The sequence below is a fragment of the Pseudomonas ekonensis genome (genome assembly GCF_019145435.1).
GTDB lineage: Bacteria > Pseudomonadota > Gammaproteobacteria > Pseudomonadales > Pseudomonadaceae > Aquipseudomonas > Aquipseudomonas ekonensis.
The window spans coordinates 668,768-681,497 of record NZ_JAHSTS010000003.1 but is presented as its reverse complement, the minus strand read 5'-3'; the positions used below and the strand labels follow the sequence as shown (position 1 = coordinate 681,497).

At 66.0% G+C, this 12,730-nt stretch carries 11 protein-coding genes; 2 read left to right on the top strand and 9 right to left on the bottom strand.

Translation table 11 applies throughout. The annotated features are described in order from the left end of the window. Nucleotides 1-43: 43 nt before the first annotated feature. The 9 genes from KVG96_RS27070 to bioB all read right to left on the bottom strand — a co-directional run bounded on the left by KVG96_RS27070 (nucleotide 44) and on the right by bioB (nucleotide 11,020). Nucleotides 44-1,333: a GGDEF domain-containing protein gene (locus KVG96_RS27070; RefSeq protein WP_217894745.1), complete on the bottom strand. Its 1,290-nt coding sequence runs from the start codon at nucleotides 1,331-1,333 to the stop codon at nucleotides 44-46. A 210-nt stretch (nucleotides 1,334-1,543) separates the two neighbouring features. After that, entirely contained in the window at nucleotides 1,544-3,658 is a 2,115-nt protein-coding gene (locus KVG96_RS27065) for a cytochrome-c peroxidase (RefSeq protein WP_217894744.1), read from the bottom strand. Nucleotides 3,659-3,922: 264 nt separating this feature from the next. Then, nucleotides 3,923-5,728 carry a phenylacyl-CoA dehydrogenase gene (locus tag KVG96_RS27060; protein ID WP_217894743.1) on the bottom strand — a complete coding sequence of 602 codons (1,806 nt, stop codon included), beginning with the start codon at nucleotides 5,726-5,728 and terminating at the stop codon, nucleotides 3,923-3,925. 276 nt (nucleotides 5,729-6,004) lie between these two features. Continuing rightward, on the bottom strand, nucleotides 6,005-6,301 hold the full coding sequence (locus tag KVG96_RS27055) for a pyrroloquinoline quinone biosynthesis protein PqqE (protein ID WP_217894742.1): 297 nt from the start codon (nucleotides 6,299-6,301) through the stop codon (nucleotides 6,005-6,007). A 122-nt stretch (nucleotides 6,302-6,423) separates the two neighbouring features. Further along, nucleotides 6,424-7,104: a dethiobiotin synthase gene (gene bioD, locus KVG96_RS27050; RefSeq protein ID WP_217894741.1), complete on the bottom strand. Its 681-nt coding sequence runs from the start codon at nucleotides 7,102-7,104 to the stop codon at nucleotides 6,424-6,426. After that, the gene (gene bioC, locus KVG96_RS27045) at nucleotides 7,101-7,910 is read right to left on the bottom strand and encodes a malonyl-ACP O-methyltransferase BioC (protein ID WP_217894740.1); all 810 of its coding nucleotides are present in this window, start codon (nucleotides 7,908-7,910) and stop codon (nucleotides 7,101-7,103) included. Before bioC ends, bioD begins: the two co-directional genes overlap by 4 nt. Next, nucleotides 7,903-8,634, bottom strand: a complete 732-nt coding sequence (locus tag KVG96_RS27040; protein ID WP_217894739.1) for an alpha/beta fold hydrolase — start codon at nucleotides 8,632-8,634, stop codon at nucleotides 7,903-7,905. Before KVG96_RS27040 ends, bioC begins: the two co-directional genes overlap by 8 nt. Further along, entirely contained in the window at nucleotides 8,627-9,805 is a 1,179-nt protein-coding gene (gene bioF, locus KVG96_RS27035) for an 8-amino-7-oxononanoate synthase (protein ID WP_217894738.1), read from the bottom strand. The genes KVG96_RS27040 and bioF overlap by 8 nt, the downstream gene beginning before the upstream one ends. Before the next feature lie 159 nt (nucleotides 9,806-9,964). After that, the gene (gene bioB, locus KVG96_RS27030) at nucleotides 9,965-11,020 is read right to left on the bottom strand and encodes a biotin synthase BioB (RefSeq protein ID WP_217894737.1); all 1,056 of its coding nucleotides are present in this window, start codon (nucleotides 11,018-11,020) and stop codon (nucleotides 9,965-9,967) included. 91 nt (nucleotides 11,021-11,111) lie between these two features. Between bioB and KVG96_RS27025 the strand changes: the two genes are divergently transcribed. Beyond that, nucleotides 11,112-11,849 (top strand): ComFC family protein, encoded by a 738-nt coding sequence (locus KVG96_RS27025; RefSeq protein ID WP_217894736.1) that lies wholly within the window; start codon nucleotides 11,112-11,114, stop codon nucleotides 11,847-11,849. A 91-nt stretch (nucleotides 11,850-11,940) separates the two neighbouring features. Further along, a complete protein-coding gene (locus KVG96_RS27020) occupies nucleotides 11,941-12,705 on the top strand; it encodes a TOBE domain-containing protein (RefSeq protein WP_217894735.1) in 765 nt (254 codons plus the stop codon). The last annotated feature ends 25 nt before the right edge of the window (nucleotides 12,706-12,730 follow it).

Genomic DNA, 12,730 nt, shown 5'->3' with positions numbered 1-12,730 from the left:
GCCCCCACAATCAACGTACAGGCGCTGAATGCGCCGTCATCAGTCAGCCCGCAGCATTCTCCGTGCGCACCGCGCCGCGGCGGGTCTGCCCGAACGCCATCACGCAGTTGCGCCCTGCGCCCTTGGCGCTGTAGAGCGCCTGGTCGGCGGACTTGAGCACCTCTTCCGGCGTGCGCTGCTCCAGGCGTTCGGCCGCCCCGATGCTGATCGTGACGGACACGCTGGACGCCCCGGAACCGCCGCGCCGCTGTCGGCCCTGGTGGTCGTCCTGGGGGCGGTTCTCCTGGTTGCGCAACTGGATGTTGTAGGAGGCGATCGCCTCGCGGATGAGCTCCAGATGCGGCAGGCATTCCTCCAAGGTCTTGCCGGCGAACACCACGGCGAACTCCTCGCCGCCGTAGCGGTAGGCGCGGCCGCCGCCGGTGACTTTCGACAGTTTGCTGGCCACCAGCCGCAGCACCTGGTCGCCCACGTCGTGGCCATGGGTGTCGTTGAATTTCTTGAAGTGGTCGACGTCGGTCATCGCCAGCACATAGTTGCGGCCCAGGCGCTGCATCCGCTCGTTCAGCGCACGGCGCCCGGGCAGGCCGGTCAGCTCGTCGCGGAACGCCATCTGGTACGCCTCGTGGGCAACCGCGGCGGCGATCATCAGCATCACCTGGCTGCACATGATGTTCAGGGTGAACGGCAGGATGAAGGTCTTGGGCAGCATCCAGAACACCCCGAGCAGGCCCACCAACTGCGCCGCATGCAGCGGACGCGGGTTGCGCCAGTACTGCCAGGCCAGCAGCAGGAAAGCCGAGAGGAACACCGGGTACGACAGCTGGATCAGGCTCATCCACGCGCCGTGCAGCGCCGGCCAGCGGATTTCCGACAGCCACATCAACAGTGCCTGGGGATAACTTTGCTCCAGCCCCAGCGCCACGCTGCCGAAGGCAAGCAGCACGGCGAAGCGTGCCACCATGTCCTGGAACAGGTGCGTGCGCTCCTGCCAGGCGGCGAACAGGCCGAACAGCAGCGGCAGCAGCAGGCAGACCAGGTGGAACACCACCGCCGCGTCCTCGCGCACGCGGCCGTTGTCGCGGTAATAGTCGGTCTGGGTGTCGAGCAGAAAGTAGGCGATGTACACGGTGACCATCAGGAACAGTTCGCGCTGGCGACAGTAGACCGCGCAGTACGAACCGCCCAGCAACAGCACCAGGGTCGGCAGCACGTTGAACAGCGAAGTGAAGAACACGTTGAGGTCTTTGACGTACGCAGCCGCCAACCCCGCGAGCAACAACAGCAGTGAAGGTAGGAAATGACTGAAACGTACAGCAGAAGAACGCGGCAAGGGTAAAGCTCCGACCCGTCATAGCAAAGAGATATCATTGTGCCTGCAATGTGGCCTGTTAGGCACACACAATGTGATCCACATCACAGCCAGTCTCTTTAACGGCCGAAACCCTCGATTTCTGAGCGCGGGACTCAGGTTTTTTGCAACGGCCGGACGTGCGGGGCCAGCATGGCCACCATTGCTGGTGGCCATGCTGGCAAATCTCCCTCAAAGATCGTTGTAGAACGGCAGCAACGGCCCCTCTTCCGGCCGCCGGCCTTCGGCGCCGTACGGCTTGAGGCTGATCGTCGCGTCCGCTGCCTGGCGGGTCGTCACCTTCGGACTGGCGGGCCGTTGGGTCACGGCGTTCACGTCACCGACGTGGCCCTGCGGGATGACCAGCGACGGATGGTCGAACGGCGCCCGCTCCCAGGCGACGCGCGGGTCGGTCAGGGCCACTTCCATGAATTTCACCAGTGCGTCGACCTCGTCCGGCGTCAGGTTGAGCGCGGTCATGTCAGGGTCGAGGTTGGACGTGTTGTGCTGGTTCACCGCCGGGTGCTCGAAGCCGCTGGTGTTGTTGGCGTCTTCGCCGCGCCGGTCGCCGCCGCGGTTGTAGAACTCCATCACTTGCTTGAGCGTCGCGCGGCTGCCGTTGTGGAAGTACGGCCCGGTGAGCGCGATGTTGCGCAGGGTCGGGGTCTTGAACGCGCCGTCGACCGAATCGCGGAAACCGACGTTCGGCTTGAGCGTGGCGTCGCACGGGATCGCGGCGCTGAGCGGCGCCTCGAAGGTGCACACGTCGACATTCAGCGGATCGGGAATCTGCCCGCCCTGCAGCACGGTGTTGTACTGGCGGGTGAACGACCACGGATTGCCCCACGCGTCCGAACCGCCCAAGGCCAGGTCCTCCGCCGTAGGCCGCACACCGGTGTTGTAGAAGCCGTTGTCGTAGAGGGTGGTCAGGTTGTCCGCCATCACCATCCGCTCGATACGTTCGCGCGGGTGCATCAGCAGGCGGCTGGCGGCGTTGGTCAGCTCGGGGCCGCCATGGCAGTTGACGCATTTGCCCTTGCCGAGGAACAGGTTCATGCCCTCGACCTGCTGGGCGTTCATCGCCGTCGTATCGCCTTGCAGGTAGGCGTCGATCGGCGCCTGATCGGACACCAGCGTGGCCTCGTACATCTGGATCGCCAGCCCGAAGAACAGCGGGAAGTTGGCCTCCATCTGCGTATAGGGCGCTCCGCCCACCAGCACGTTCTGCGTGGCGTTCCACAGGCGCGGCTGGAAGGCGTTCTTGATCAGCTCGCGGTAGGTCGGGCGGCGTGCCCCGGACACCGGCGCCAGCACCGAGTCGGTGGACGAGATCCGCTGCTGCTTGAGCATCAGCGTGTCGAGCATGCGCCGGCCGATGTCGGCGAAGGTGCGGCCGCCGCAGGACATCTCCACGGCGCTGCCGGGCGGGCCCACGGCCTGGGAGGCGGCGGACGCGTCGTTGAGCGCCAGCCTCACTTTCTGCGCCACCCCGCTGTTGCCAGCGGTGACGTAGATGCCCGCATCCGGGTCGCGGTTGCCGAACGGCGAGAAACCGTTGAACACGTTGTTGGCCCGGCCGTCCCAGAAGTTGCGCACGTTGAAGGCCGCGTTGATCACCGAGGGCGCGTTGCGCCCGGTGCTGCGGCGGACGTTGACGCCGCCGATCTGGAAGATGCCGTCCGGCTGCTGGGTGCACTTGTCGAACCGTGCCTGGTTGGGCTTGACGAAGTTGGCGTCGAACACGCCCTGGGAGCCGACCACGTCGTCCGTCGAGTACACGATGGGCGAGTTGCGCTCCAGGGGATTGCTCAGCACATGGGTCGGAAAGTCGGTTTTCTTCAGCGTGTAGTTCGGGCCGCCCTTGCCGCCGGACAGCGTGGCGTAGGACGCCACGTCCCCCGGAATGTTGGAGGCCACGAACGGCTTGTTGAAGATCGACGCGACGTTGGGGTCGGTGTGCGCCTGGCCGGGGTTGATCTGGTTGGTGATGCGGTGGTCGACGCCCGCGTGGTAGTGGCAGGAAGCGCAGGCGGTGGCGCCGTCGCTGCCGATCTCCATGTCCCAGAACAGCGCCTTGCCCAGCAGGATCGCCGCCTGGCGGTTGAGCACGTAGTCGGTCATCAGGTCGACCTTGCGTCCGCCCTCGGTGCCCGAAGGATCCGGCGGCAGCATGCCGCGCAGGGATTGCAGGCTGGGGACTTCCGGAACCGGCGGATCCACTTCCGCCGGGTCGGCGGCCATGGCGCCGTGGGCGCACAGCGCGAACGGGATCCAGAAGGTCAAACGAACGGGTCGACTGATGTTCATAGGCTTCACCCTGACGGTTGTGTTCAAGTGGCCGGGCGTGATGCTTCTATGAGCAGGCAGTTCTCGTCAGCGCCGGTTGACAGGCGCGGTGCAATTAATTTGCCACTCCCTTCTGAAACATTTGGAATCAATAAACACAAAGCTTCGGCGCGGGCCTGCGCCACGACCACTGGGGAACCTGCCCCGATACCGGGGAAAACCGAGCGCAAAAAAAAACCGCTGCCCCACAGGGGGCAGCGGTCTTCAAGAGGACAGCGCTTAGGCTCAGTAGCCCAGGGCGAAGTCTTCTTCTTTCATGTCCATCAGGTTGTTCGCGCCCGACAGCATGGCCGCCACGTGGGTGCGGGTACGCGGCAGCAAGCGCTGGAAGTAGAAACGCGCGGTCTGCAGCTTGGCGGTGTAGAACGCCTCGTCGGTGGTGCCGGCGGCCAGTTTCTCGGCGGCAAGGCGAGCCATGTCGGCCCAGAAGTAGGCCAGGCAGGCGTAACCGGAGTACATCAGGTAGTCCACCGAGGCCGCGCCGACTTCTTCGCGGTCTTTCATGGCGGCCATGCCGACCTTCATGGTCAGTTCGCCCCACTCTTTGTTCAGTGCGGCCAGCGGACCGACGAACTCTTTGACCGCTTCGTTGCCTTCGTTGGCCTGGCAGAACTTGTGGACGATCTTGGTGAAGCCTTTGAGGGCCTCGCCTTGGGTCATCAGCACTTTACGGCCCAGCAGGTCCAGGGCCTGGATGCCGGTGGTGCCTTCGTACAGCATCGAAATGCGGCTGTCGCGAACGTTCTGCTCCATGCCCCACTCGGCGATGAAGCCGTGGCCGCCGTAGATCTGCACGCCGTGGTTGGCGGACTCGAAGCCGACTTCGGTCATGAACGCCTTGGCGATCGGGGTCATGAAGGCCAGCAGTGCGTCGGCCTTCTTCTTCTCTTCTTCGTCCACGCCGTACTTGACGATGTCGACCTGCTTGGCGGTGAAGTACACCATCGCGCGGTTGCCTTCGGCGAACGCCTTCATGGTCAGCAGCATGCGGCGCACGTCAGGGTGCACGATGATCGGGTCAGCGGCCTTGTCCGGTGCTTTCGGGCCGGTCAGGGAACGCATCTGCAGACGGTCGCGAGCGTACTTCAGGCCACCCTGGAAGCCGATCTCGGCGTGGGCCAGGCCTTGGAGCGCGGTGCCCAGGCGTGCGGTGTTCATGAAGGTGAACATGCAGTTGAGGCCTTTGTTCGCCGGGCCGATCAGGAAACCGGTGGCGCCGTCGAAGTTCATCACGCAGGTGGCGTTGCCGTGGATGCCCATCTTGTGTTCGATCGAACCGCAGGCCACGGCGTTGCGGGCACCGACGGTGCCGTCGGCGTTCGGCAGGAACTTGGGCACGATGAACAGGGAAATGCCTTTGGTGCCGGTCGGAGCGTCCGGCAGGCGGGCCAGCACGATGTGGACGATGTTGTCGGCCATGTCGTGTTCACCGGCCGAGATGAAGATCTTGGTGCCGGTGACTTTGTAGGAACCGTCGGCCTGAGGTTCGGCCTTGGTGCGCAGCATGCCCAGGTCGGTGCCGCAATGCGGTTCGGTCAGGCACATGGTGCCGGTCCACTCGCCGGAGACCAGCTTGGTCAGGTAGGCCTCTTGCTGCTCGGGGGTGCCGTGCTCGGAGATGGTGTTCATCGCGCCGTGCGACAGGCCCGGGTACATGCCCCACGACCAGTTGGCTTCGCCGACCATTTCGCTGACCGCCAGGCCCAGCGATTCCGGCAGGCCCTGGCCGCCGTGCTCGACGTCATGGGCCAGGCTCGGCCAGCCGCCTTCGACGAATTGCTTGTAGGCCTCTTTGAAGCCGGTCGGGGTTTTCACGCCGGACTCGCTCCAGGTGCAGCCTTCGGTGTCACCCACGCGGTTCAGCGGTGCCAGCACCTGCTCACAGAACTTGGCGCCCTCTTCGAGAATGGCGTCAACCATGTCCGGCGTTGCTTCGGCGCAGGCCGGAAGGCTCTGATAGTGCGCCTCGTAGCCGAGCAGTTCGTCACGTACGAAGCGAATATCACGCAAGGGGGCCTTGTAGTCAGGCATAGCGATAAACCTCTGCTGATGTAACCGGGAATGAACGACCGCGTTGATTTGTTGTGACGGTCAAACAGTTGTTTGAAACATACGTTTACGCCGAAATCTTGTCAAGCGTCGATCTCTGGCCGTTTGTCATGGCCATCGGCGAACGCCGGACACAGCCGTGCCCCGCGCACCGGACGAATGCACACTGGATGAAAAAAGATTAGTTGAGGAAGAAGGACTTACAACGAAAACGCCGCGAACGGGTCGCGGCGTCGGGTAAAGCGGGGCGGCAGAAAATCAGGCGTAGGTGTCGATCAGCGTACCGAGCACTTCATCGGAAGCCTTGGCGACTTTCACGCCCAGTTCCGCCTGGAATTTGCCTTGGGCCATCTCGACCATGCTGCTGGCCAGATCCGATTGCTGGCTGCGATCCACGCCGCGCAGACGCTCGACTTGCAGCTCCGACGACTGGCTGGTGGCGGCACGTTCAATGGTGTTGCCGGCGATCTGGCTGGCCGCCTGATCGACGCGGTTCTGCCCGGTCTGAATGGTGCTCAGCCCTGCGTAGAAAGCGGTGTTTCCGGAGATTTCCATGGAGCTCTCGTCCCTGGGAAGGATCAATGGCGACCATTGAACCAGAGCCGCCAGAAAAACACCCGTCAAAAACACTAATGGCACACTGCCTTGTCATAGGCAAAAGCCGCGTTCCGAACCTTTCAGTCGAGCAGATCCAGGTGCAGGTGCCCGGCCACCGCCTCGGCGCTGGCCGGCTTGAGCCTCGGCACCCGGCCCAGGCACGGCGCCGGGATCCGCTCGGCCAGCGTCGCCAGATTCTCCTCCAGCCGCGAGGTTTTCGGGTCGATGATGTTCGCCACCCACCCCGCCAACTGCAGCCCGTCCCGGGCAATCGCCTCGGCGGTCAGCAGCGCGTGGCTGATGCAGCCCAGCCGAACGCCGACCACCAGGATCACCGGCAACTGCAAGGCGATCGCCAGATCCGACAGGTTGTCCTGATCCGCCAGCGGCACACGCCAGCCGCCCGCGCCTTCGATCAAGGTGAAGTCAGCGTTCAGCGCCAGGATCTCGCGCATCGGCGCCAGCAGCGACTGCACGGTCAACGCGACACCCGCTTCCCGCGCCGCCAGATGCGGCGCGATGGCCGGCTCGAAAGCGACCGGGTTGACCTGTTGATACGACAGCGGCAACGAACACTCGGCCTGCAACGCCAGCGCATCCGAATTGCGCAGGCCCTTGGGCGTCACCACGCAACCGGACGCCACGGGCTTGCCCGCCGCCGTGCTCAGCCCCGCCGACCGTGCGGCATGCAGCAACCCGGCGGCCACGGTGGTCTTGCCGACGTCGGTGTCGGTTCCGGTGATGAAATAGGCTGCGCTCATAAGGGTTTCTCCAACACGGCATAGACCACTTGATAAGTCGCCGGCAGTCCCTGCGCCTGCCGAAACCGCTCGTACGCCTCGACCAGCCCGAGGATCCGCGCCCGCCCGGTCAACCCGCCCGGCCGGCCGGGGTTGAGGTTGTGCGCCCCCAAGGCCTTGAGTTCATGGGTCAGGCTGCGCACGTCCGGGTAGTGCAGCACATGGGGCCGGTTTTCCAGGCTGACCGTGCGCAAGCCGCTGGCCGCGCACAATTGCCCGTACCGCTCGAACTCGCGGAACCGGTTGACATGCACCAGGCCATCGACCTGACGCCAACTGTCGCGCAGTTCGTACAGCGTCCCTGTGCAAAGACTAGCAAACGCAAAGATCCCGCCCGGTTTCAGCACCCGCGACGCTTCGGCGAGCACCGACCCGAAGTCGGCGCACCACTGCACCGCCAGGCTGGAGAACACCAGGTCGCAGGTCGAGTTCCGCAGGGGCAGACGCTCGGCATCCCCCGCCACGAAGTAATCGGCACCGCCCAACGGACGAGCGTGGTCGAGCATGCCCTCGGCGATGTCCAGCGCCAGCCCTTGGCCGGCGTCGAAACGTTCGGCCAACGCACGGGTGAAATGCCCGGTGCCGCAGCCCAAGTCGAGCCAGCGGGACGGCACGAAGCCCTCAGGCAAGCGCTGCATCAACTGGTTGCCGACATCGCGCTGCAACTCGGCGACGCTGTCGTAGCTGGCCGCCGCCCGGGAAAAAGAAGCTGCCACCTGGCGCTTGTCTGGCAAGCCGCCGGGTGCAGCGCTGGACAATTCAGTCATCACCGCACTCATGTAGAAAAGCCTGGATCGCGCCCGCCACCCCGTCGGGGTTCTCCAGCGGGAATGCATGGCTGGCCTGCTCGACCAGACCGACCTCGACATCCGCGATCAACGCGAACAGTTCGCCCGCCGCCTCGGCCGGCACCAACCCGTCGAGGCCGGCGAACAGGTGCAGTTGCGGTCCGTGAAAGGCCTGCAAGGCCCCGCGGGTGTCCAGGCGGGAAAGCACATGCAGTCCGGCCGTCAGCACGCCCGGCGATGTGGCCGGCGCACGGGCGAGCAACTGCCGCGACACGCCCCGCGGGTCTTGCGCGCCCTGGGCGCACAACAGCGAGAAACGCTTGAGGGTCGCCTGCGGATCGGCGCCGCATCCGGCCAGGAACGCCGCGAAGGTGTCCTGCGCCATCGCGCTCGGCCATTGGTCGCGCACGACAAAGGACGGGTTGCTCGCCAAGGTCAACAAGCCGCAGCAATGTTCGCCGCGACGCGCCGCCAGTTCGCTGGCGAGCATCCCGCCCAGCGACCAGCCGCCGAGCCAGGCGTCCTGGGGAAGGCGTCGGTCGAGCTCATCCAGCCAGTCTTGCGGGTCGCCGGAATCCAGCGCCGGCAACGGCTCGATCTCGACCTTCAGGTGTTCGTCGAGCCCGCGCAGCGCGGCGACCAGCGGCTCCAGCGGCGATGCGCCCAGCCCCCAGCCGGGCAGCAGGATCAGTCGGTCACGCATGGTTCGGCTCCAAGGCCAGTCGGGCACGGCAATCGGCCAGACCGTCCAGCAATTGCTGCACCTGGGCTTCGCTGTGGGCGGCGGTGAGGGTCACCCGCAGCCTCGCGCTGCCGGCCGGCACGGTCGGCGGGCGGATCGCCGTGACCATCAACCCGCGCTCGCGCAGCATCTGCGACAGGCGCACCGCACGCCCGGCGTCGCCGATCAGGATCGGCTGGATCGGCGTGAAGCTGTCCATCAGTTCCAGGCCGATCTGCTCCGCGCCCTGGCGGAAGCGGCGGATCAGCGTCTGCAGATGCTCGCGCCGCCAATGTTCGCTGCGCAGCAGTTCGAGGCTTTTCAGGGTCGCGCAGGCCAGCGCCGGCGGCTGGCTGGTGGTGTAGATGTACGGACGGGCGAACTGCACCAGGCTTTCGATCAGCTCCTCGCTGCCGGCGACGAACGCGCCGGCGGTGCCGAACGCCTTGCCCAGGGTGCCGACCAGCACCGGCACGTCGTCCGGGCTCAGGCCGAAATGCTCGACGATCCCGCCGCCGTTGGCGCCCAGCGGGCCGAAGCCATGGGCGTCGTCGACCATCAGCCACGCGCCTTTGGCCTTCGCTTCACGGGCCAACGCGGGCAGGTCGGCCAGGTCGCCGTCCATGCTGAACACGCCGTCGGTGACCACCAGCGTGTTGCCGGCGGCCTTCTCCAGACGCTTGGCCAGGCTCTCGGCGTCGTTGTGCAGGTAGCGGCTGAACCGTGCGCCGCAGAGCAGCCCCGCGTCCAGCAGCGAGGCGTGGTTGAGGCGATCCTCCAGCACCGTGTCGCCCTGGCCGAGCAGCGCCGTCACCGCGCCGAGGTTGGCCATGTAACCGGTGCTGAACAGCAACGCCCGTGGCCGGCCGGTGAATTCGGCCAAGGCTTCTTCGAGGGCATGGTGCGGGCCGCTGTGGCCGATCACCAGATGCGAAGCGCCGCCGCCCACGCCCCAGCGTTCGGCGCCGGCGCGCCAGGCTTCGATGACCTGCGGATGATTGGCCAGGCCCAGGTAGTCGTTGTTGCAGAACGCCAGCAACGGCTGGCCGTCGACCACCACCTGCGGCCCCTGCGGACTTTCGAGCAGGGGGCGCTGGCGATAGAGGTTGTCGGCACGGCGGGCGGCAAGGCGTGCGGCGAGATCGAAAGACATGCAGGCCTCGACTTTCAAATGACACGGATCCCCTGCGGGCGGGGGCTGCCCGCGAAAGCGCCGGCGCATCCGGCATCGGTGCTGCCTGACGCTCCGTTTTCGCGGGCAAGCCCGCTTCCGCAGGTCTTGTGCATTCCTTCAGGGGAATGCGCGCGGATTTCAGACGGCGGCGTTGTAGAACTGCTCGCTGCTCTTCTGCTCCACCAGCGCCTGCTCGATGGCGGCCTGATGCACCTCGTCGGAATGCTCTTCGCGGGCTTCAGGCTGGATGCCCAGGCGGGCGAACAGACGCATGTCCTTGTCGGCCTGCGGGTTGGCGGTGGTCAGCAGTTTTTCGCCGTAGAAAATCGAGTTGGCGCCGGCGAAGAACGCCAGGGCCTGCATCTGCTCGTTCATCGCCTCGCGGCCGGCGGACAGGCGCACGTGGGATTTGGGCATGAGGATCCGGGCCACGGCCAGCATGCGGATGAAGTCGAACGGATCGACGTCTTCGGCGTTCTCCAGCGGCGTGCCGGCGACCTTCACCAGCATGTTGATCGGCACCGACTCCGGGTGTTCCGGCAGGTTGGCGAGCTGGATCAGCAGGTTGGCGCGGTCGTCGAGGGATTCGCCCATGCCGAGGATGCCGCCGGAGCAGATCTTCATCCCCGCATCGCGCACGTAGGCCAGGGTCTGCAGGCGTTCGCTGTAGGTGCGGGTGGTGATGATGCTGCCGTAGAACTCGGGCGAGGTGTCGAGGTTGTGGTTGTAGTAGTCCAGGCCGGCCTTGGCCAGGGCCTGGGTCTGCTCCTGGTCGAGGCGGCCCAGGGTCATGCAGGTTTCCAGGCCCAGGGCCTTCACGCCTTCGACCATTTTCAGCACGTAGGGCATGTCCTTGGCCGACGGGTGCTTCCAGGCTGCGCCCATGCAGAAGCGGGTCGAGCCGATGGCTTTGGCGCGGGCGGCCTCTTCCAGCACCTTCTGCACTTCCATCAGCTTTTCTTTTTCCAGCCCGGTGTTGTAGTGGCCGGACTGCGGGCAGTACTTGCAGTCTTCCGGGCAGGCGCCGGTCTTGATCGACAGCAGGGTCGACACCTGGACGCTGTTGGCGTCGAAATGCGCGCGGTGCACGGTCTGCGCCTGGAACAGCAGGTCGTTGAACGGCTGGACGAACAGCGCTTTGACTTCGGCCAAAGACCAGTCGTGACGCAGGGTGGCAGTGGTGCTCGCGCTCATGGGCGTTTCCTTGGTTATGCTTGGCTGGCGCCGCAGGCAATGGAATACCCACAGGCGCGACACGGATGTTCGGCATATTTAAGGAAGAGCGATGCACTGTCAACCACATGGCAATGAGCCGGTTTACATCTGGATAAAAAACAACCAATTCTGTTTGCTCTGCGATGAGCCGGCAGAGGCCGACACCCCCCTGTGCCCGGCCTGCGAAACCGAGCTGCCGTGGCTGGGCGACCAGTGCCTGACCTGCGCCCTGCCCTTGCCGGCGGCCGGCCTGACCTGCGGCGACTGCCTGAAGGATCCGCCGGCGTTCGAACAGGTCGTCGTGCCCTGGGCCTACGGTTTTCCGGTGGACAGCCTGATCACGCGCTTCAAGCACAACGCCAAATGGCCGTTCGGCCACCTGCTCGCCGACGTTCTCGGCCAGTTCCTCCACTATCGCTTCGATGAAGGCCTGCCGCGCCCGGACGCCCTGCTGCCCGTGCCGCTGGCACGCCAGCGCCTGCGCCGGCGAGGGTTCAACCAGGCGCAGATGCTCGCCCGCTGGCTCGGCGAGCGGCTCGGCTTGCCTTGCGAGGACGACACACTGCAGCGCGTCCTCGACACCGACGCCCAGCAGGCCCTCGACGCGAAAGCGCGCAAACGCAACCTGCGCACGGCGTTTGCCCTGGCGCCGGGCGCAGCGGTGAAGGGGCGGCATCTGGCGCTGGTCGATGACGTGCTGACCACCGGCGCCACCGCCCAGGCCCTCGCCCGGCTGCTGCGCGATGCCGGGGCCGCGCGGGTGGACGTCTATTGCCTGGCGCGCACGCCGAAGCCCGGTCCCCGGTAGGCGCACGCCGGCCAGGCAGTGCGCCTGGCTTGACTCCGGTGGCGCAAGCCGCCAACTTCACACCCCATCAGCCGAGTTCAAAGCCACCGCCATGTCCCTGCCCACCCTGTTGTCCCAGCACATCGCCCGTCGCCCGCAGCGCATCGCCCTGCTGCAGCACATCGCCGAACAGGGCTCGATCACCCGCGCCGCCAAGAGCGCCGGCCTGAGCTACAAGGCCGCGTGGGACGCCATCGACGAACTGAACAACCTGGCGCAGAAGCCGCTGGTGGAACGGGCCGTGGGCGGCAAGGGCGGCGGCGGCGCGAAGCTGTCCGAAGAGGGTGAGCGGGTGCTGCGCCTGTACCAGAAGCTCCAGGCCTTGCAGGCCCAGGTGCTGGAAGCCGCCGAAGACGCCAGCGACCTGGACCTGCTCGGACGTCTGATGCTGCGCACCAGCGCCCGCAACCAGTTGCACGGCAAGGTCGTGGCCATCGAAGGCCAGGGCCGCAACGACCTGGTCCGCCTGCAGCTGGCCGAGCACCTCTGCATCGCGGCGCAGATCACCCACGACAGCACCGTGCACCTGGAACTGCAGGCGGGCACCGGCGTGGTGGCGCTGATCAAGGCCGGGTGGCTCGAACTGCTGGGCAAGGATCAGCCTGCAACACCCGGTCACAATCTTCTGGACGGCACCCTCGAAGCGATCCTCGACGCCGAGGACGGCCCCAGCGAAGTGCGCATCGTCCTGCCCAACGGCCAGACCCTCTGCGCCCTGGCCGAACCGCTGGAGCTGCGCACCCGCGGACTGGGCCCGGGCCGGCCGGTGCGTGTGCAGTTCTCGCCCTCCAATGTGCTGATCGGCACGCCGCTCTGACCGGCACCTGCAACGAAAGCGTCAT